This is a genomic window from Vibrio rotiferianus, from assembly GCF_002214395.1.
GTDB lineage: Bacteria > Pseudomonadota > Gammaproteobacteria > Enterobacterales > Vibrionaceae > Vibrio > Vibrio rotiferianus.
In genome coordinates, this window is sequence record NZ_CP018311.1 from 1,467,260 (window position 1) to 1,487,112 (window position 19,853).

Consider the following 19,853-nt stretch of genomic DNA (forward strand, 5'->3'; position numbering starts at 1 on the left):
TAATCACCGGATATGAAAAAAATCGCCGTTTTTGGTAGTGCATTTAACCCGCCGAGTTTAGGTCACAAAAGTGTGATCGAGTCATTGAGTCACTTCGACGTTGTGCTTCTTGAACCAAGCATTGCACACGCATGGGGCAAAGACATGTTGGATTACCCAACTCGGTGCAGACTTGTCGATGCATTTATCAAGGATATGGCGCTTTCCAATGTTCAACGTTCGGATTTGGAGCAAACTTTGTACCAACCTGAGCAAAGTGTGACGACTTTTGCGTTGCTGACAAAAATTCAAGAAATTTATCCGACGGCCGATATAACTTTTGTTATTGGTCCTGATAATTTTTTCAAATTTGCTAAGTTTTATAAAGCAGAAGAAATTACCAAGCGTTGGTCTGTTATGGCTTGTCCAGAAAAGTTGAAAGTCCGAAGCACTGATATTCGAAATGCAATCAACCAAGGTGAAAGCATAGACCGTTATACGACGATTTCGGTCAAGCGCATGTTGATTGATGAAGGTTTATATAAGACAATGCCGTTCGGTAAATAAGAGGTCTTAGATCTATGTTCAGAGCGATTTTAGTGAGTACATGCTCCTTGCTTGTTATAAGCCAGGCGTATTCTGCATGTAACTACGAATCGGATCGCTCTGTTGTATTTGCCGATAATACGATGTCAGTGTGCGAAGAGCTCTTTGATAGTGTCGGTGTGTTAAGTTCCGATGCTCTGAGGTGGTATAAGCCGAAAGTCCTTTTGGATGAGCCGATAGAAAGTTATTGGGAACAATGGGCCATCAAGCCGGAAGATACTCCAATATTGACCCAAAGCTTGGAAAAGAACTACTTTGGGTTAGGTGTTTGGATGCCTGAAGAGCTGAGAGACTTTGAAAGAGACATGACGACAGAAGAATGGCTAAAAAGCCATGGGTTGATGTTTAGTGTCGGTTTTGGAGACAAAGGGGATGGAGAGCCTCGAATGAGATTTGATTATCGATGGCATGACTATTATGACGCCAATTGGATGATGCAAATCGAAGTCCCTTTCTGAACCAATAAAAAAGCGTGCCAAGTGCACGCTTTTGAATTTCTTTGGTTACAGTTTCTTGCCTAATAACAGTTCACTTAGCTGATCACATTGCTGCTCACTGCCGTCAAACAAATCCTCAACTACCTGCCTTTTCTTAATGCCAGAAAGCGTTCTCTTTCGAGCTTCTCGTACCAACAGAGCAAGATGGAGTTCTTTTAATGCCTGATCTTTACTCTGCGGGCTCCATTGCTTCAAGGCTTCGCTTACTTTAGATGTGATGATTTTCGGCTCAACTCCGAGCACTTCATGCTTGATAATGCGCAGTAGATCATTGTGAAGTGACGTTTCTGCGTCACATACTTGTATTTTCTCAAGTGCGGCTTGAAGCAGAAGAGAGCGCTCAACAAAACCAGCCTGCGGAGCAAAGTTATCTCGCAAACGAACAGAGAAATCGCAACGAATAACAATACAGTTTGGAAAATAAGTGATGGAACTCAAACATCCTTGAGGAATCCAAAAAGAGTTACCCGGCTCAATGGCATACTCATGTTTACCTAATCTGATGGTTGCGAGCCCTTCAACAACGGTTAACAAGCTGTGTTTTAACGCCTTCTTTCGAGCTGTTGTGGTGAGAAGGGAGTATGATTCGTTGTGAAATTCAATCGCGTAGTTCATTAGAAAGACCTGAGTTTTCGGGGCGCTAAGGGTAACGCTAAACCCCCCAAATGCCAACCAGATATAAAGGCAAATTGGGGGATTATCTTGTGATGTTACTGGTATGACCATGTTAAAAGTATGGGGAGAAATGCTGCGGGCTTGCAAAACTCCGCGTAGAATGTGCCAGCTTTTTTTGAAATGTAGTGAACAATGACTTCTAATACAGATCCTTATTTTGAAATTCGTCCATACAATGACGAAGAAATTCCAGCAGCGCTGGACCGCCTGATCAAAGACGATGAGTTTATCAGCGCGATTTTAAACCACCGTTTTGCAGACAAAGCGGCGTGGTTCAAAACACTCATGAGTCCGATTATCCGTGTCTACTTAAAAGCGAAGTGGAGTAAACTGGATTCTGTGGAAGCCATTCAGCTAGAAGTAAAGAAATACCTTCAAGATACGTTGGATACAACGACTGATGGTGTCACCTTCTCTGGTTTGGATAAACTGGACAAAAACACATCTTACTTATTTGTTTCTAACCACCGTGATATTGCGATGGACCCTGCGCTCGTTAACTATGGTTTACATCAAACGGATCATCGTACTGTACGTATCGCGATTGGTGATAACCTGCTAAAGAAACCGTGTGCTACAGAGCTAATGAGACTGAATAAGAGCTTCATTGTTAAACGCTCAGCCAAAGCCCCGCGTGAAATGATGAAAGCACTTGGCCAGCTATCAGGCTACATCAAACACTCTCTAGATACTGGCAACTCTATTTGGATTGCCCAAAAAGAAGGCCGAGCTAAAGACGGTAATGATTTCACCGACCCAGCGATCTTAAAGATGTTTCATGTTGAAGGTCGTAAGCAAAAAATTAGCTTTGGTGAATACACTCGTTCATTGAAGATTGTGCCAGTATCAATTTCATATCAAAACGATCCTTGCGACATTGCGAAAGCCAAAGAGCTGTATGAAAAATCAGAGAACGGTAGCTACGAAAAAGGTGAGTTTGAAGACATTGAAAGCATCATCCAAGGTATCGTGGGTTACAAAGGTAAAGTGCATGTCGCATTTGGTGATGTAATTGACCAAGAATTTGAGACGCCAGACGAGTTAGCAAACGAAATCGACCGCCAAATTCACAATAAGTATCGAGTATTCCCTATCAACCTGCTTGCTGCAGGGTGTGAAGATGAGAGTGTTACAGATGACGTCAAGTCTCAACTAGCAGCAAAGCTTGAGATGTTACCAGTTGGTGCCCAGCGTTTTCTCGTAGCAAGTTACGCGAATCCGGTTAACAATAAAGAGGCTTAGACGGTTAGCCGAAATTGACCAGTTCAGAGGAACGAGGTAAATAAGAACTTAACATAGGCGTGTTATCTATAGGTTCTTAGCTCGTTCCTCCCATCGAAGTCTAAAAACACCTCATGGTGCGACCGCGCCGCCTAAGTTAAGCGTCGTAGGCCATTTAGATATTCGATTACCACCTAAGAAAATATTACCCTTAACTGTCATAGTATCGGGAAACTCTCTTAGCGCAGACCCTCCAATATATAGGTTACCTTCCACGACTAAGCCTTCTGGTAATGATTCGATAGGCGTTCTGATTACGCTTAGGTCACCCTTAACTTTGAGCCTATTAGGCAATCGCTTTAGTGGTGTGTCGGTTAAGTTTAGGTAACCGCCTAATTTGACGCCTTTAGGCCAACTCTCAATTTGACTGCCTAGTAGGTTGGCATAGCCCTTAATGGATACGCCGGGCATCACTTTCTTCAAACTACTGTTTGTCGCTTCTAAGCTTCCCCCAACGTCGAGGCCTTTGGGAAGTTTAGTTATAGCGGTTTTAGATATGTTCAAGTTGCCTTTAACAACAAGGCCACTTGGCAAAGATGAATATGGCTTGTTTCTTAAGTCGATATTGCCATAGTTATCAACGTGATTGAGCTTACTGTATGAATCGAGTTCATAGGAATTTGCTGCCCATGGACATAGTAGACAAATTGTGAGAAGAAAGCCGCGAAACATATTATTTGAACCAAGTGGCAACAACATACTTGAAAGAATAACTAAATCACGAGATATCTGCTAGAACGTTATATCTATTTAACTGAAATAGCGACGTTAAGAAATGCGTATCAGCAATTATATTACTTATTAAGTTTTATAGGTTGTTTAGCAATTTATAATATTCGGTAACTTGATGTTCTTTCCGGTTTGTGGCCCTAAATAATGATAAAGTCTATAAATAGAACAATACCTCTAAGCATCTTCTTACTGGGCGGAAACAATATGAATTACTTAACACCATTATTCGCTATTGCGGTTTCGGGGACATTATTAGTCACTGATGATGCGCATGCGAAAACATATACAACATCCGACATAAAGCCAGTGATTGTTGCAGATGGAAGTACCGGTAAACGTGTTTGCTATTATGAGGATAAGGCATACAGTATTGGCGCTGTACTTAAAATCGATAGTGTCTTAATTCAATGCGCCCCGGAGAAAGATTTTGAGCTCAATGGTGCTTTAAAATGGGTTGTGTTTGAAAGCAATAACTAAAAAAAGCGAGCATAAGGCTCGCTTTATGTAGAGGGAGTGACCTTTGATTAACGAGCTAGAGAGCGGGTCTTTAGTTCAAAGATTAGTTTTTCAGCACTTACATCAAACTTGAAGCGAGCTTTTAACTCTTTCGATTCTTCAGTAAGTTCAGATGTGTTGTACTCAACGTCTGCGCATACTGCTTTTGCTAGCTCTAGGTATTTTGCAAACTCTGCTTCTAATGCCGCTTTAGACTCAGCAAAAATCGTTACGTCAGCAACATCGTCACCTTCTTTGATGATGAAGCCGATTTCACCAGCGCAGCCACAAGCTTCACATACTTGGTTTTCTTCTAATTCGACACTCATAACGAATCCTCTTGTAAAAACTATGGGTATTCTATCAGGTATTTGATCTGTATCTACAAAAATGAATGAATTTGGATAAAAAAGGCTCGGCATGCTATGTTGTTAATCGAAGGTTAATACTGATGAAACGCTACAATTTGATTGATAAATGTGATGTGTATCAATATTTAAGAGTAATTGATGAATTGTGCAGTCAGTTTTTTGTCAGGTGAGTTGAACTAAGTATTAATTTATAAGACTATTTCCTGATTGATTATTTTTACATAATTATCATTCTTGGCAAAAGCATATTCATGATGAATAGTCTGGCATTGGTTTTTATTGGATTGAACTAAGTGCCATATTTTTAATCACAGATATTGATAAAAAGGTCAATGTAAGCCACGATTTACGCCGCGTGGTTTCGAGTTGATTGAGCTTATATTGAAGAAAAAGCTCATCAATAGATAATGCTGAGATGATTTTCATTCTGGCCTCATTTAACTGTGAGTTAGATGGATTTAAAAAGAGAAGAGCTTAAAATATGCCAAAGCGTAGTAAAGAAGATACCGAAATCACTATCCAAAAAATAATGGATGCTGTTGTTGATCAGTTGCTTAGACTTGGTTATGACAAAATGTCATATACAACGTTGAGCCAGCAAACAGGTGTATCGCGTACAGGTATTAGCCACCATTTCCCGAAGAAAACGGATTTTACCGCAGCACTAGATGGTCGAATTTTTAAGATGTTTGTTGAACATCTAGAATTTGACAAAGGTGTTGATGCGTTCTCTCAAAGCTGGGTTAAGGCCTTAGAAGACAAAGAATTCTTAGCAATTCTACGTCTATTATTCCATCATATTGTTACTTCAGAAAGCGCACACGAGTTTGCTTCAAACGGCATTGATCGTTTGTACAAAATGGCAGAAAGCCAATTTGGCGCTGGTAGTGACAGAGAGCTAGAGTGGTTAATAGGTAAGTCTCTAATTCAAATGAGCAAATAACACGAATCAAATAAAAAACCCGCTATTGAGCGGGTTTTTTTGTTTCTTGGAGCACTTTGCTGTGGTCGTAGCACAGACGCTCTGTTTAAGCCGCTGAGTGGACTTGCGGGAAATCCATACTTGGGTGCTTCGTTACGATAGAACGATAGCCATAGACACGTTCAATGCGTTCTGGTGTCAGGGCGTTCCAAGGTGTGTCATCACAAACCAGCTTTCCATCATGCAACAGCACTAATCTGTCGGCATATTGAGAGGCTAAGTTAAGATCGTGCAATACGATAACAACGGCGGCGTTGTTTTCTTTCGCAGCCTTGCGAGCGATCTTGAGTGTGTTGTGCTGGTGGGCAAGATCGAGCGCTGAAGTTGGTTCGTCTAACATTAAGATTTTCTTATCACCGGACAGGTGAAGCTGCGTTAATACACGAGCTAGGTGTAAGCGCTGTTTTTCACCGCCAGAAAGAGCAGGGTAGAGGTTATCTGCCAAATGCAAAACATCGGTTTGCTTCATGTATTGCAAAGCAAGTTCTGTGGTCTCTTTATTTGAAATCGATAGAGGAATCGCACCTAGCTCGACGACTTCTCTTGCTAAGAACGGAAACGTCAGCGTGCTGTGTTGAGGTAGCATGGCAACGTGTTTTGCACTTTCAGAGGGCTCCCAGTCATTTTTTTGTTTGCCAAAGAATTGGATGTCACTCTGAGAGGGAATTTCACCACACAATAGCTTGAGCAGCGTACTTTTACCCGCGCCATTTGGCCCCAATAATGCGGTGACCTCACCTGCACGAATATCGATACTAATGTCGTCTAGTACTACTCGGCTCCCGTATCTCATAGAGATATTTCTGCCGGACAAAACGATGTCATTCATTACAGGATTTTCCCTTTTTGTTGGAACAGTAAGTAGATAAAGAATGGCGCGCCAATCAGCGCAGTCACAATACCTACAGGTAATTCTGCGGGCGCAACAGCGACGCGTGCAAACATATCTGCGGCGGTCAAAAGCAGTGCGCCCATCAGCGCTGAAATAGGAAGTAGGGTACGGTGGTCAGGGCCTGCAAGCATACGGCCAAGGTGTGGAATCACCAGACCAATAAAGCCAATTGCACCACAGATACTCACCGTAATACCCACTCCAACTGCAGACAGCAGGATAAGTTGGCGTTTGAGCTTTTGTACCGGCACCCCTAGGTGTTTGGCTTCTGACTCGCCCAAAAGCAATGCATTTAATGACATGGCTTTTCTCTGGAACCAGAACATCAAGCTGATGAGCGTAACAGCGGCTAAGCCAATCCCTGACCAGTTTGCTCCTGCTAGTGATCCCATCGACCAAAGCGTTAAGTCTCGAAGCATTTGATCATCGGCGATGAAGTTCATAAAACCAATCGCAGCACCAGAAAGAGCACTAATTGCTACGCCCGCTAGTAGCATGATGGTTACTGACGTACCAAACTTATTCGTGCCTAGCCAGTAAACTAATACCGTTGTAATCGCACCGCCTAGAAAGGCGAAGAATGGTAATGCAGCTAAGTTCATTAGTGTTGGGTAGTTTTGGCTGAAGTCGGCAAATACGACTATTGCAAATGCACCACCAAGCGCAGCACCAGCAGAAACACCGATGATGCCTGGCTCGGCAAGTGGGTTACGGAATAACCCCTGCATTACAACACCACAGATAGCGAGAATCGCACCAATAAACATACAAAGAATGGTGCGTGGAAGGCGGATTTCGTTGATGACGAGCTGAATATGAGGAGCAAGGTCTGAACCTGATCCTGTTAAGCCTCTCAGGCTGTCTGAGAGGCTAATATTCATTGGACCTACTGTAATGGACGCTACAGCGATAAAGGCTAAAATGCCCGATAACGCAAGTAGAGTAGTAGATAAAGGGATACGTCTTAACAGCATTGAGTCTCTCTATGGGTACAGTAGTTCGTTAAGGCGCTTGGCTTCTGAAAGACTCTTAAGTCCTAAACCGCCAACCAAAGCATGGCCATCAATCGTTACGATGTTTTTATTCTTTCCAGCAGGGGTAGCGGCAAGAAGTGGCATTGCTTTCAAAATCGCATCTGCACCGCCCATTGTTTGATAGCTACGGCCACTCACAAGGATCACGTCTGGTTGCATCTCGACCATTGCTTCTGTTGATAGTGGTTTGTATGAAGATAGTTTGCTCGCTGCTGGGTTTTCGCCACCTGCAAGTTGAATGATTGCATCCGGTGTGGTTTCTGAGCCAGCGACGTTTGCTGGACGGCCTTCGTGAATCAGTAGGAAAAGTACCTTCTTCTTGTCAGCTTTTGTTGGTTGGTTGCTTTCTAGTGCTTTTACTTGCGTTTCAACTTTTGTTTTCAGTGCTATTGCTTGATCTTCACGATGCATGATGGTCGCTATTTGGTCGATACGATCAACCAAACCTTCCACGTTTGCTTCTGTGTTGACGATCTCGACATTAACACCCGCTGATTTCAATTGGTCTAGCGTGGTGTTTGGGCCCATTTCATCTGAGCCAATCACTTTAGTTGGACTAAGTGCTAGCAAGCCCTCAGCAGGCAGGCGGCGGTGGTAACCAACTTTTGGTAGCTCCATCCCTTCCGGTAGCTGGCTTGTTACGTCGACAGCAACAAGGCTGTCTTTGGCATCAAGAGCAAGCAATAGCTCAGTCACAGCGCTACCCGCACTGACAATACGTTCATTTGATGGTGCTTCGTTGGCAAACAGGGTCGCACTTGCAAGCATAGTAATAGCGGCTGTCAATGCGGTACGAACGGGCAAGAGTGTTTTATTCATTAGTTTTTTCTCAATCTATGTTCTTTTATTGCGACTCTTCAGTGAGCAGTTGAGTCGCTTGAATTCCGTTTTCTTGTAAAAAGCCAAGAAGCTTCACCAGTGATTGAATATCTGCGGTCTTTTCCGCACCAATCACAATGGGTTTGTCGGTTGATTTGCTTTCTTCTAACAGAGCTATCGTGAAGTTTTCCCAATCGATGTACGCCTTACCATTGATCGCCCAATGTGGCTCTTCTTTAAGGATGTTCACTGTGATCGATTGTTTGTCTACTTCAGCCACTGCTTGGGAATCAGTACTTGGTAGGTTCACATCGAGGGAATCTAACTTCACCGCGGCGGTGAGCATCAAAAACACCATAACGATGAAGATGATGTCGAGCAGCGGAGTTAAGTCTGGTGTTAAGCCGTGGCTGTTATTGTCTTGCGGTGCCTTTATCATGAGCTTCTCGCTTCAACATGACTTGCAACAGTCGCGACTTCTTTGCTGTTTTCAGGGGATACGTGTTGAAGCGAAATGCCTTCAAGCCATAGATTCACGTAGTTCAGAGTGTGTTCAAGCTTTGCGATAACACGATCAGCCCATAGACCAATAAGTTGTGCGCCAGAAATTGCTGGCAATGCAATGATCAAACCTGCAGCTGTCGTGCGCATCGCAAGGCCAAGACCATCGGCCAGATCGTTTGGTGTGATGTTGCCTGTAGAAGAAGCAATACCTTTAAACATGTCGATAAGCCCAAGTACCGTACCCAACAGACCAATAAGAGGGCTGATCACGCCAATCAGGGTCAATAAACGCAGCCCTGAGTGCAACTGATGACGTTTTTCTTGTAGCCAAATCCCTGCTGCGTCTTCTCGTAATGACTTAGAAAATGAGTGGTGGGCAAGCAGCATCGCAACGCCACGGTATAAGAGGGGGCGCTTGCCGGAAAACTCATCCGCTAGGGCTTCGATGTCTTTGTTGTTGGTTGGATCAAGGTCGGTCAACTTTTGGCGAATCGCGCGTTTTCCGACGCCTAAGCTAATGAATACTTGAAAGAGTCTTTCCGCAATGATCATGACTGTAAGTGCAGAGCAAATAACTAAAGGCCAAGTCATAAGACCAAATTGGTTTTGTAAATGTTGTAGCTGTTCCATTATCCATCCAACTTAAAACGAACTGGGATTTGAACTCGGTGAGCAACTTTTTGCCCACCAGAAATATGTGGTGAGAATTGCCATTGTTTGATGGCACGTAGAGCAGAAACATCAAGCATCTCTGCACCTGATGATTCAATAAGAACCTGTTTAATCTGGTTGCCGTTTGCATCTAGCCACACTTCATAGAGGGCGACACCCTCAATACCGCGTTTGCGTGCTGAACGTGGGTAGCGGGGCTGAACTGGTTGAGACACGAAAGCAGGCTGATCAACCATCACAGGCTGTGATGTCGCCCCTTTAGATTGATTATTAGGAGCCGCTTGTTGCGGTTGAGGTTCTTTTGCGATTTTCTCTTCCACTTTTTCTTTTGGTTGCGGATCTTTCTTTGCAACGGGTTTTGGTGGTTGAGGTTTTTTAACCGGTTCAGGTTTCTTTTCAACGGTTTTTTTCTTCACCGCTTCTTTTTTTACGATCGGTTTTTCCACCGTTTTTTTAACCGGCGCAGGCTTTGGTTTCTTAGGTTCAGGTTGTTTCTTTGGCTCCGGTTGCTTTTCTTCCACCACTTCTTGTGGCGTTGGAGCCGCTTGTACCGGTTTTGGCGCTGAGACTAAATTCAAGCTTACCGAGCTGGTGGGATTGCCTGCTGGCATTGCAAACACTTTCGTCTCTTGAGAGACAAAAAGAAGCGCAGCGTGCACCACTAAAGAGGCGCCTCCGGCAATGGCATATCTTTTAACGTTCACGGATAAATCTCGGTAGTAGGAATCATTATCAAGTGGAAGGGATTATTACGCGAAAAGGAAATAAGATCAATTATCAATTGCATTATCATTACGCGCAAATTATGATCTTTGCAGTTTTTTTGAAATGAGCCTCAATCCTTTGTGTGGTGGGCTTTAAGTGAGTAAATATGAGCGTCGACATTTATAAATTTGGCGAATCAATTCTTGGGAGTGATAGCCCCGATCCACTGCGCTTTGCTTTTGTGAAAAAACACTCCGCACATGCGGGTGGTAGCAGCATGCCAGTGCCACCGCCACAACAAGGTGAAATTCTGTCACGGATCACTTCCGAAACAACGCAAAAGACCAATAAGCGTTGCCTGTACATTCATGTGCCATTTTGTCGTGTGCGCTGCACTTTTTGTAACTTCTTCCAAAATGCGGCGAGCCGTAAGCTTGTTGATGAGTACTTTGATGCTCTAATGAAAGAGCTGAAAGAGAAAGCTGCACTGCCATGGACACAAAGTGGCATTTTTCATGCGGTTTATATCGGCGGAGGCACGCCTACAGACTTATCTGCAGATCAAGTTCGTATTCTTGGTCAGGCAATTCATGACTACTTCCCTTTAGCCGCTGATTGCGAAATTACGTTGGAAGGTCGCATCAACCGGTTCTCAGATGAACTCTATCAAGGTGCGCTAGATGGTGGGTTCAACCGCTTCTCATTTGGTGTACAGAGCTTTGATACTAAAGTTCGCCGTAGTGCTAAGCGTTTAGATGATCGTGAAGATGTATTGAATCGCGTTGCTGAGCTCGCTAAAGAAGACAAAATTCCCGTCATTATCGACTTACTTTACGGTTTGCCGTATCAAACCAGAGAAGTGCTCGAACAGGATTTGAATGATTTCATGTCTACTGGGGCGCACGGTTTAGACTTATACCAGCTTGTTGTTGGTGGTACCGCTCCTATGCTGAACCTAGTTGAGAAGGGCAAGATGCCACCACCAGCAACTACACCAGAAAAAGCTGGCATGTACGAGCTTGGTGCGAAATTCATGTCGAAGCACCACATGAAGCAGCTCAGCGTTAACCACTGGGCGATCGATAACCGTGAACGAAGCTTGTACAACAGCCTAGCGAAGACGTATGCAGAAGTGCTTCCTATTGGCTGCGGTGCTGGCGGTAATATCGGTGGTTACGGCATGATGCAACACCGCACGCTAGACACTTATGTCAAAGCCGTTAATGAAGGGCAAAGCACTATCGCGATGATGATGAAGCAAAGCCCACTAGAGCCACTCTTTGCTGCGTTTAAGTCAGGTTTTGACCGTGGCATTGTCCAAGGGAATAAACTGCCAAACTTCATGGGTGAAGATACCTTTAACTTCCTAATGCCGCTGTTCAAAGTCTGGCATGGCAAGGGCTTGGTCGAACTTCAAGAGCGCAGCCTAGTGCTAACCCTTGCAGGGAGCTTCTGGGCTGTTTCTCTCGCGCAGGCATGTATTCAGGTACTAACGTCGGAAATGAACGAAAACGTACCAAAAGTATCTAACAATTAACCTGAAAGAAATGGAAAAAATAATGGAATCAATTAAGCAACAGGTCGAAGCCCTACTAGAACAAGAACCACAACTGCTGCCAGCGGCGATGGCAGAGCGCCTTGGCGTATCTGAATTTGAAGTGGTTGCTGCATTACCTCAAGAAATGGTAGCGGTGGCTCCGGGTGAGCAAGCACAAGGCATTTTAGAAGGTCTTGTTGGCTTTGGTCCTGTAACGACGATTGTTCACTCTTTCGGCTCAATATTTGAAGTGAAAGCACCGTTCCCGAAAGGCAAAGTAGCACGTGGTTACTATAACTTAATGGGTAAAGAAGGCGAGCTTCATGGCCACCTTAAACTGGATAACGTGAAAAACATCGCGCTAGTAAGTAAGCCGTTTATGGGACGCGAAAGCCACTACTTTGGTTTCTTCTCTGAGTGCGGCAGCAACATCTTTAAGATCTACCTCGGCCGTAATGAAAAGCGCGAACTGATTGAAGAGCAAGTAACAGCATTCCGTGCAATGCAAGCTGAGTTCAACCAGTAGTTTAATAATGTTAAATGCATACGACGCTTGCTCCATCCGCCAATAGGTGGGGTGGCGTCGTTTATCAAAGAATAACCGAGTTTAAACTCGGAAACCCAAAACAAGTAAAGTTAGGTATCAAAATGGATCAGCAAGTTAAACAAGAGCGTTTACAAGGTCGTCTAGGACCAGAAATTAAGGAATTTCGTCAGGAGCGCCGTACAATTCAACTAGCAACAGTTGATGCGGAAGGTCGTCCAAACGTAAGTTACGCGCCATACGTTCAAAACCAGGAAGGTTACTTCGTTCTTATTTCTCAGATTGCTCGTCACGCACGCAACCTATTAGAGAATCCAAATGTATCTTTGATGATGATTGAAGATGAAGATTCGTCGAAGCAGTTGTTTGCTCGTAAGCGTCTAACGTTTGATGCGGTTGCAACCGTTGTTGAGCGTGATACTGAAATGTGGCAACAAGTTGTTGGTCAAATGAAAGAGCGTTTCGGTGAGATCATTGATGGTCTGAGCCAACTAGAAGACTTCGTTCTGTTCAACCTAAAAGCAGAACAAGGTCTGTTCGTGAAAGGTTTTGGTCAAGCTTACCAAGTATCAGGCGATGATCTGGTTGATTTCGTTCACCTTCAAGAAGGTCACAAGAAAATCGAAAACGCATAAGCCGATTTTCTAACTTATTATCGTCTAAACGGATGTGAATGCCCAAAGGGAGTTAGGTTATACTAACTCCCTTTTTTATTAGAACCAAAGCACAGAGAAAGAGCATGAGACCAGTAAGTAAGGAACTTGGCGAGATTTGTTACCCATTCATTTATGAAGACAGCCCGGTCTGCGATTTTGAAATTACGGCAGACGAATTGTGCAGTCGAATTGGGCTTGTGCTATCGATGGAGTTGGATGATTTTAGCCGCGACGTCCTAACTCGCATGCAGCCAAACGTGTACCATGTTAATGGTTCTATCCGCGGCAAGCTAGCAATTACAGAAGCGGAAGTTGATGAGCTCAAAGCCGACTACGATGAAATCAAAGCGCGCATTGACGGCGGCTTTAAGGGGTTTGTACTTCCCGGTGGTCACCCAACTTCCAGCCAATTGCATTTGTGTCGCTGCCAAGCCAAAAAGGTCGTTCGTGCATTGGTTGCGGTAGAGCATTCGGGTAAAAAGCAACCCGCACCAATTTTGTTCCGATATTCAAACCTGCTTGCCAACGTTCTCTACAGCTTGGCTTCCTATATCAATCACATCTATCAAGTGGAAGAAACGGAGTTTGTGTCTCGCAGCTACACAATGCCAAGTAAATAACGAGACAAATTAAAGTCGTTAAGAAGCCATCGCTTTTGCTTCTAGCTCTTTTGCACCGCGCAGCATTGCTTCAATCAGTTCGCCAGCATTGAACTTCTCTAACGCTTCATGCGCGCCAACTTGGTGAGCTCGGTCGACACAAATCTCGCTAGAGAGTGATGTGTGAAGAATACGGTAAGAATTGTTCAGCGAAGCATCATTTTGAACTTCAAACGCAAGTTCGTAACCGTCCAATCCTGGCATTTCAATATCGCTCACCAGAAGGTCAATAGGGCGGTTGGCTTCAGCTTCTCGTTTCATTAAGTCGAGCGCGTCAGTACCGTTTTTACAAATCTGATAAGGGATATTGATGCGGTCTAATGCATCGCTTAACTGTTTACGTGCAATAGAAGAATCGTCCACTAAAAGGATGCTTAGGGCTTTCAGGCGTTCACGTTCGATGTCTGTCAGCATTGGAATCTTAGTGTTTTCGTATTGAGGGTAGATCTTCGAAAGCAAAAGCTCCACATCCAGCATTTGAACTATTTTCTCTTCATAACGAGTAATCCCAGTTACAAAGATGTTGTGACCTGCACTTTCTGGTGGTGTTTCAATAGCTTTCCAATCACATTCAATGATTTTCTCAATACTTCGAACCATGAACGCAACTACCGTACGTAAGCAGTCGGTCACGATTAAATAGCAATTCTGGTATTCCTCTTCTTGAATAGGACGGAATCCAATCGCTGCAGCCATATCGATAACGGGTACAGTTAAATCGCGAATTGTTACGGTTCCAATCACATGGTGATGTGAATAAGGGATCTTGGTCGTTGGCATGTAAGGAACAATTTCACGGACTTTAAGTGTGCCAATTGCGAAGTTCTGTTGCAGGGTGAGTTTAAACACCAACATGCCTTGAGATTGGTTCGCTTTGCTTGCGACTTTTGCCATGAAATAACCTTATCAATGTTACTGATTTATGTAGTATATCTTATCTTATAATCCTTACTCTTCAACTATTGGCTGAAGAAAGTTGAGCTCTTAACGAAATATCGCAAATCTCATTTGACTTTTATTTTCATACAAAAGTGTACTAACGCTTGAGCGTAGGTGGATACATTGGTTAAACTTGCGCCCCCACAAATAGTGAGAGACAGACAAATGGCAAACACAGCAGCTGCATTGCATATTCTTGTAAAGCACAAAGAACAAGCTGAAGACATCATTAAGCAACTTAAGAAAGGTGCTAAATTCCAGGCATTGGCAAAGAAATACTCCACTTGCCCATCTGGTAAACGTGGTGGCGATCTAGGTGAATTTCGCCGTGGTCAAATGGTGCCGCAGTTCGATAAAGTTTGTTTTTCAGGAGAGGTACTAACTCCACATCTAGTCAAAACCAAATTCGGTTGGCACGTAGTGAAGGTGTTGTACCGCACTTAAAAAGTAGCGCGTTTATCGCGCTATTTTTGTATCTAGCGTTCTTATTTGTCCCCCTTTCGTCATCTTTTCGAGTCTTTCTCTTCTTTTCTGTCAATTTATAAACCGCACCAACTGTGACATAAGCTACAGTTTCGTCTTCTTAAATATTTGTTACATATTGAATTTGCGTATCGACTTAGACGAAGTGCTCAAGGAAAGGCGTAATAGCGATATCATTATTTTCCGATGTTTATTTTAAAAATGCCTTTAAAACAAATACTTATGAGTTCCTCTAAGTCGTTCTGGTGTTTGTTTTTAGTGAACATTGTATTCAAGTACTCCTTTAAGCCGTACCCAAGGTGGAGCTACGCCTCGTTTTTCCCCCCTAGCACAAACATATTAGGGGGGAGGGAGAGGCGCCAATACTTCTTATAATTTCAGCTATTGGATTCGCTCACGACGAATTCGAGCAATAAATGGGTGAGCGAACGCGACGAGGAGAGAAACATGAGTGGCTTACAAGACACACAATCGACGGGTGCAAATGTAATCTTGCATGCTTTTGATTGGAAGTATGCTGATATTGGCCAACGTGCAGCGGAGATTAGCGAGCTAGGTTATGGCTCGGTTTTGGTTTCTCCACCAATGAAAAGTGCACAAGACGAACGCTGGTGGCAGCGTTACCAACCTCAAGATTACCGTGTTATCGATAATGCACTTGGAGACACCACAGATTTCAAAAACATGGTTGAAGCTCTCGACCGTGTAGGTGTATTAGTTTATGCCGACGTAGTATTTAACCATATGGCTAATGAAGCCCATCTCCGTGCGGATTTGCAGTACCCGCGCCAACCTGTGATGGACGAGTACCAGCAAAATGCAGATAAGTATCAAGACCTCGTTCTATTTGGGGACTTATCTGAGCCGCTGTTTGATGAAAATGATTTTGTCGAAGCTTTTGGAATCAAAGATTGGAAAGATAAGTGGCAAGTACAAAATGGCCGTATCACAGGGGGGCCGACCGATCCGGGTTTACCTACCTTACGAGTGTGTGAGCATGTTGTCGCTCAGCAGAGACTGTATCTTCAAGCTTTGAAACAGCTTGGCGTGAAGGGGTTCCGTATTGATGCAGCAAAGCACATGACGCTGGAGCACTTGAAGCAGGTTTGGACTGAGGATATCACGCATGACGTCCACATTTTCGGTGAAATAATTACTGATGGTGGCGCGACTGAAGAAGAATATGAGCTGTTTCTTGAACCTTATTTGAAAGAAACACGACTCGGTGCGTATGATTTTCCGCTGTTTTCAACAATCTCGAAAGCGCTTAAGAAAAGTGGTAGCTTCAAGTCACTCATCGATCCGTATTGCTTTGGGCAGGCGTTATCCAATGGCCGAGCTATCACCTTTGCCATTACTCACGATATCCCAAACAATGATGTATTTTTAGAGCATGTAATGGGTGAGGAAGAAGAATGGTTAGCGTATGCGTATATCATGGGGCGCGACGGAGGAGTCCCTTTGGTATATACCGATCTTGACCCAAGTGGTATCAAAGATCGTCTTGGAAATCCTCGTTGGCAAAACTCATGGCGTGATCCTCGAATGGCGAAGATGATCGCATTTCACAACCTAACGCATGGTGAGCCGATGAGAATGGTAGAAGGTAATGATGATATGCTTGTGCTGCAGCGAGGTGATAAGGGGATTTTGGTTCTTAACAAGTCTCTACGCTCCCAGACGTTAGAGCTACCTGGCGATGCATTAGTTACGGATCTACTCTCAGGTGAAAAGTTTGAACTTGGCCACCCCATTAAGGTACCAGCTCTTAACGCTATGATGCTGGTAAACTGCTAGATCGATTTAAATACTCTTCTCCTCATAGTGGAGAAGGGTATTTATATGAAAATAGGATTTATTTACAGCTAAGTTACAGATATTTAAGAAAAATATTGTGTGAACAATGTCACGTTATTGGTTGCCCAAATTTGTTAGATAGGCCGCAGCAAGTTGTTCAGTCATGAGATCACGGTATCTCCGGTAACTATCTTTAAATTCTGATAAATATTTATAATATCATTGCGTTAGTTGAGATATAGATAGATTCACACTCAATAAACATCTTTACTTTCCCGCCTTGTACACTTTAAACGATATAGTGTTGTTCATGTAATTTCATAATCAGTTCGTATTTCATTCACATCACGACATTCTCCATTCACACCTGTTAGATACAATTTCCTTTCCTACCTTATTTAAATATTAATCCAGCTACTAGCCTGTTGGAGAAACAAGTATGTTTAACAGTATACGAACAAGAATTGCAGTGAGCGCCGGTGGTGCAATGGCTTTCACTTTATTGATTGCGATGGGGATGACAACCAGTGCCTTCACTGAAGTAAATCAACAGATTACAACACAAGTAAAAAACCAACTGACAAATGCGACCACCTCTGATCTAAGAAATGCCGCTGTACAGCAGGAGCTTAGTATTTCAAATCAGTTGGAGCCAGTGCTTGCCAACCTGAAACAAGTGCGATCAATTCTCGAATTAAGTGCAGAGTCTAGTGCTACACCACAGGCGGTGGTAAAACAGTTCATCGCTTCTTTGGAGGCTCAGAATAAAGCTGTATTTGCTGGATATATGGTGTGGCAAGACATGTCTTGGCCTAGTGAAACAGCATTTGACATAAAAGACGGCTTCAATACCAAAGGCTATTTGGCACCATTTTTCTCTCCTAATTCCAAAAATAGCTTTGATGTTGTTGCAATGGAAAGCTTCAGCAACGCTGAACTCAATAGTAGTGGTGAACGTAAAGATGACTGGCATTTGAAACCATATGAAACGGGTAAAACGTTTGTTATGGAGCCGTACATGTATCCGGTTCGTGGTCGAGAAGAGCTAATTACTACAATCAGCCAGCCAATCAAAATGAATGGCGAGATCATTGGTTCTGTCGGCTTTGATTTATCACTAAATGAGTTACAAGGACAAAGTGAGAATCTAGCGAGCGGTTTATTCGAGGGCCAAGGTAAGATTCTAATTTCCTCTTGGAAGGGCGCTGTTCTTGCGAACAGTGATGATTCTGCTTCTGTAGGGATGAAAGTACCTTCCGAATTACTATCACAGTGGAAAAATATCCAATCGTTAGCGACACAAAAAGAGATCGGAATTATTTCGTTTGATGGCAATGAGTACGCTATAACTTCGATTGATACCAATGATGCACCATGGGTCGTGATTGTTTCGGTTCCTAGTAGCCACCTAACAAAAAGTGTGGCTGACTATGAGCAATGGAGCGACGAGCAGAACCAGTCAGCCATAGAAAAAGGTGTTTGGGCTGGTGGGATTGCGGCACTTGTCGGTATTTTGGCAATGGCATTCATCGCTAACTCGTTAGGCAAAGTACTAACGAACTTAGTCGAGCGTTTTAAAGATGCGGCACAAGGAGAAGGCGATCTTACCTATCGAATTGAGGTCAAAGGGAAAGATGAAACGGCTCAATTAGCGCATTGGTTCAATTCGTTCCTAGCCCGCATACAGGAAATGCTGTTAACGGTCACTGAAACGGCTGATCAAGTTGACAAAAGCGCAACTGAAGGCCAAACGCGTGCTGATATTTCGAAAGAGCAGTTAAACGTTCAAGTTAATGAGGTGAACTCCCTCGCTACAGCCATCAATGAAATGAGTGCAACCGCTCATGAAGTGGCAAACTCTGCGGTTCAAGCTGCAGCAGCAGCGAGCCAAGTGCAAAGCAATAGTGTGAATGGCATGGCTAGAATGGACAACGCAGCCAACGCGGTGGCACATCTTGCTAGTCAAGTGAGTGATGCACAGAGCCAAACGCAAAACCTTGTTGCGTCAAGCACCGCCATCCAAGGTATCTTGACTGAAATCGGCGGTATTGCGGAGCAAACAAATTTACTTGCTTTAAATGCTGCCATTGAGGCGGCTCGCGCAGGAGAGGCTGGTAGAGGCTTTGCGGTTGTGGCAGATGAAGTGCGTAATTTGGCAACAAGGACTCAAGGTTCTACTGAAGAAATTCGTACTATGCTGGCTCGTTTAGAGCAAGAGACTCAATCAATAGTTGTTTTGATGGAGCAAAGTCAGCAACAAGCTGTCGATACTCGAGATGAAACTCAAGCTGCGCAACAAGCGCTTTCTGAAATCAATCATGCTATCGAAGTAATTAATGATATGAACAATCAGATTGCGTCGGCTGCTGAGGAGCAAAGCTCGGTGTCGGAAGAAATTAATCGCAACGTTGTCACTATCAACGATACCGCAATGGATGTGATGGACTCGATGACATCTTCTGTTGAAATCAGTAATGAGCTAACGCGAAAGGCTACCGAGTTACATGGTGAACTAAGCAAGTTCAAATTATCCTAGTTGCGATATAAGACGATTGTTGAAGTTGGGCAGGGTTGTCATTAGGCACCTTGCCTTTTTTATACTCAAATAACCTCGCCCTTCGGGAGCGTGTCACTGAAGCACGTTCTTTGCCACCTAAATAGCTTCGTCAAACAACTTGAAAAGAGCTAGCTATTCCGCTTCGTTGTTTTCCTTGCTTACTTTCGGTAAACAGAGAATCATTGACAACGCTCTGAACCCTGCACCTTGAAGTTACTTGAGTATATATCTTCAATAGGGGAACAGGACGCGTGTAAATAGCTGTAGCAGGGTGCTGGAAAGGATAGGCTTAGCCAGAGAAAGAATAGCAAGAAGAATAAAAATGCTGGGGAACCAAACCCAGCATTCGGAACACTCATTTACCTATATTTTCGAACCGTAAATCAGTGTTTAGAGGTATGTGAACCGAAACGTGTCGGTACGGTGCGAATAATAAC

The 19,853-nt window shown here is 43.7% G+C and carries 22 protein-coding genes; 12 read left to right on the forward strand and 10 right to left on the reverse strand.

The window, feature by feature from the left end; all coding sequences use genetic code 11:
- Positions 1-12 precede the first annotated feature (12 nt).
- Positions 13-546, forward strand: a complete 534-nt coding sequence (locus BSZ04_RS06900; RefSeq protein ID WP_010452673.1) for a nicotinate-nicotinamide nucleotide adenylyltransferase — start codon at positions 13-15, stop codon at positions 544-546.
- Positions 547-560: 14 nt separating this feature from the next.
- Positions 561-1,043: a hypothetical protein gene (locus BSZ04_RS06905; RefSeq protein ID WP_010452671.1), complete on the forward strand. Its 483-nt coding sequence runs from the start codon at positions 561-563 to the stop codon at positions 1,041-1,043.
- A gap of 45 nt (positions 1,044-1,088) precedes the next feature.
- Here the strand turns inward: BSZ04_RS06905 and BSZ04_RS06910 are convergent, their stop codons facing one another.
- The gene (locus BSZ04_RS06910; RefSeq protein ID WP_088879959.1) at positions 1,089-1,697 is read right to left on the reverse strand and encodes a cupin domain-containing protein; all 609 of its coding nucleotides are present in this window, start codon (positions 1,695-1,697) and stop codon (positions 1,089-1,091) included.
- 192 nt (positions 1,698-1,889) lie between these two features.
- Here BSZ04_RS06910 and BSZ04_RS06915 point away from each other — a divergent pair, with 192 nt between their 5' ends.
- Entirely contained in the window at positions 1,890-2,999 is a 1,110-nt protein-coding gene (locus tag BSZ04_RS06915; protein WP_088879960.1) for a 1-acyl-sn-glycerol-3-phosphate acyltransferase, read from the forward strand.
- Positions 3,000-3,110: 111 nt separating this feature from the next.
- Here the strand turns inward: BSZ04_RS06915 and BSZ04_RS06920 are convergent, their stop codons facing one another.
- A complete protein-coding gene (locus tag BSZ04_RS06920; protein ID WP_045394585.1) occupies positions 3,111-3,710 on the reverse strand; it encodes a hypothetical protein in 600 nt (199 codons plus the stop codon).
- A 264-nt stretch (positions 3,711-3,974) separates the two neighbouring features.
- On the opposite strand from BSZ04_RS06920, the gene BSZ04_RS06925 reads away from it, so the two are divergent.
- The gene (locus BSZ04_RS06925; protein WP_088879961.1) at positions 3,975-4,247 is read left to right on the forward strand and encodes a YnjH family protein; all 273 of its coding nucleotides are present in this window, start codon (positions 3,975-3,977) and stop codon (positions 4,245-4,247) included.
- Between the two features lie 47 nt (positions 4,248-4,294).
- On the opposite strand, the gene BSZ04_RS06930 is transcribed toward BSZ04_RS06925, so the two are convergent.
- Entirely contained in the window at positions 4,295-4,594 is a 300-nt protein-coding gene (locus BSZ04_RS06930) for a YfcZ/YiiS family protein (RefSeq protein ID WP_010452661.1), read from the reverse strand.
- A 523-nt stretch (positions 4,595-5,117) separates the two neighbouring features.
- On the opposite strand from BSZ04_RS06930, the gene BSZ04_RS06935 reads away from it, so the two are divergent.
- Positions 5,118-5,579, forward strand: a complete 462-nt coding sequence (locus tag BSZ04_RS06935; RefSeq protein ID WP_010452658.1) for a TetR/AcrR family transcriptional regulator — start codon at positions 5,118-5,120, stop codon at positions 5,577-5,579.
- Positions 5,580-5,664: 85 nt separating this feature from the next.
- Here the strand turns inward: BSZ04_RS06935 and BSZ04_RS06940 are convergent, their stop codons facing one another.
- Genes BSZ04_RS06940 through BSZ04_RS06965 form a run of 6 tightly spaced genes read right to left on the reverse strand, consistent with a single transcriptional unit; the run spans position 5,665 to position 10,243 of the window.
- A complete protein-coding gene (locus BSZ04_RS06940; RefSeq protein ID WP_088879962.1) occupies positions 5,665-6,447 on the reverse strand; it encodes a heme ABC transporter ATP-binding protein in 783 nt (260 codons plus the stop codon).
- Positions 6,447-7,484: a FecCD family ABC transporter permease gene (locus BSZ04_RS06945; protein WP_088879963.1), complete on the reverse strand. Its 1,038-nt coding sequence runs from the start codon at positions 7,482-7,484 to the stop codon at positions 6,447-6,449. The genes BSZ04_RS06940 and BSZ04_RS06945 overlap by 1 nt, the downstream gene beginning before the upstream one ends.
- A 9-nt stretch (positions 7,485-7,493) precedes the next feature.
- On the reverse strand, positions 7,494-8,363 hold the full coding sequence (locus BSZ04_RS06950; RefSeq protein ID WP_088879964.1) for a heme/hemin ABC transporter substrate-binding protein: 870 nt from the start codon (positions 8,361-8,363) through the stop codon (positions 7,494-7,496).
- Between the two features lie 25 nt (positions 8,364-8,388).
- Positions 8,389-8,802, reverse strand: coding sequence for an ExbD/TolR family protein (locus BSZ04_RS06955; RefSeq protein WP_038882707.1), 414 nt, complete (start codon positions 8,800-8,802; stop codon positions 8,389-8,391).
- Complete coding sequence (locus BSZ04_RS06960; RefSeq protein WP_088879965.1) at positions 8,799-9,497, reverse strand: MotA/TolQ/ExbB proton channel family protein; 699 nt, start codon at positions 9,495-9,497, stop codon at positions 8,799-8,801. Before BSZ04_RS06960 ends, BSZ04_RS06955 begins: the two co-directional genes overlap by 4 nt.
- A complete protein-coding gene (locus BSZ04_RS06965) occupies positions 9,497-10,243 on the reverse strand; it encodes an energy transducer TonB (RefSeq protein WP_088879966.1) in 747 nt (248 codons plus the stop codon). The genes BSZ04_RS06960 and BSZ04_RS06965 overlap by 1 nt, the downstream gene beginning before the upstream one ends.
- Positions 10,244-10,410: 167 nt before the next feature.
- On the opposite strand from BSZ04_RS06965, the gene hutW reads away from it, so the two are divergent.
- The 4 genes from hutW to BSZ04_RS06985 all read left to right on the forward strand — a co-directional run bounded on the left by hutW (position 10,411) and on the right by BSZ04_RS06985 (position 13,601).
- Entirely contained in the window at positions 10,411-11,781 is a 1,371-nt protein-coding gene (gene hutW / locus BSZ04_RS06970; RefSeq protein WP_088879967.1) for a heme anaerobic degradation radical SAM methyltransferase ChuW/HutW, read from the forward strand.
- A 22-nt stretch (positions 11,782-11,803) separates the two neighbouring features.
- On the forward strand, positions 11,804-12,307 hold the full coding sequence (gene hutX, locus BSZ04_RS06975) for a heme utilization cystosolic carrier protein HutX (protein ID WP_010452642.1): 504 nt from the start codon (positions 11,804-11,806) through the stop codon (positions 12,305-12,307).
- Positions 12,308-12,429: 122 nt separating this feature from the next.
- Positions 12,430-12,960 (forward strand): heme utilization protein HutZ, encoded by a 531-nt coding sequence (gene hutZ / locus BSZ04_RS06980; protein WP_010452640.1) that lies wholly within the window; start codon positions 12,430-12,432, stop codon positions 12,958-12,960.
- Positions 12,961-13,064: 104 nt separating this feature from the next.
- A complete protein-coding gene (locus tag BSZ04_RS06985) occupies positions 13,065-13,601 on the forward strand; it encodes an ATP:cob(I)alamin adenosyltransferase (RefSeq protein ID WP_045394566.1) in 537 nt (178 codons plus the stop codon).
- An 18-nt stretch (positions 13,602-13,619) separates the two neighbouring features.
- Here BSZ04_RS06985 and BSZ04_RS06990 read toward each other — a convergent pair whose 3' ends face one another.
- Positions 13,620-14,534 carry a chemotaxis protein gene (locus BSZ04_RS06990; RefSeq protein WP_010452636.1) on the reverse strand — a complete coding sequence of 305 codons (915 nt, stop codon included), beginning with the start codon at positions 14,532-14,534 and terminating at the stop codon, positions 13,620-13,622.
- A gap of 210 nt (positions 14,535-14,744) precedes the next feature.
- Between BSZ04_RS06990 and ppiC the strand changes: the two genes are divergently transcribed.
- The 3 genes from ppiC (at position 14,745) to BSZ04_RS07005 (ending at position 19,395) form a co-directional block, all read left to right on the forward strand.
- Positions 14,745-15,023 (forward strand): peptidylprolyl isomerase PpiC, encoded by a 279-nt coding sequence (gene ppiC, locus BSZ04_RS06995; protein ID WP_010452635.1) that lies wholly within the window; start codon positions 14,745-14,747, stop codon positions 15,021-15,023.
- A 486-nt stretch (positions 15,024-15,509) separates the two neighbouring features.
- A complete protein-coding gene (locus tag BSZ04_RS07000; protein WP_088879969.1) occupies positions 15,510-16,859 on the forward strand; it encodes an alpha-amylase family protein in 1,350 nt (449 codons plus the stop codon).
- A gap of 439 nt (positions 16,860-17,298) precedes the next feature.
- Positions 17,299-19,395 carry a methyl-accepting chemotaxis protein gene (locus BSZ04_RS07005; RefSeq protein WP_088879970.1) on the forward strand — a complete coding sequence of 699 codons (2,097 nt, stop codon included), beginning with the start codon at positions 17,299-17,301 and terminating at the stop codon, positions 19,393-19,395.
- The last annotated feature ends 458 nt before the right edge of the window (positions 19,396-19,853 follow it).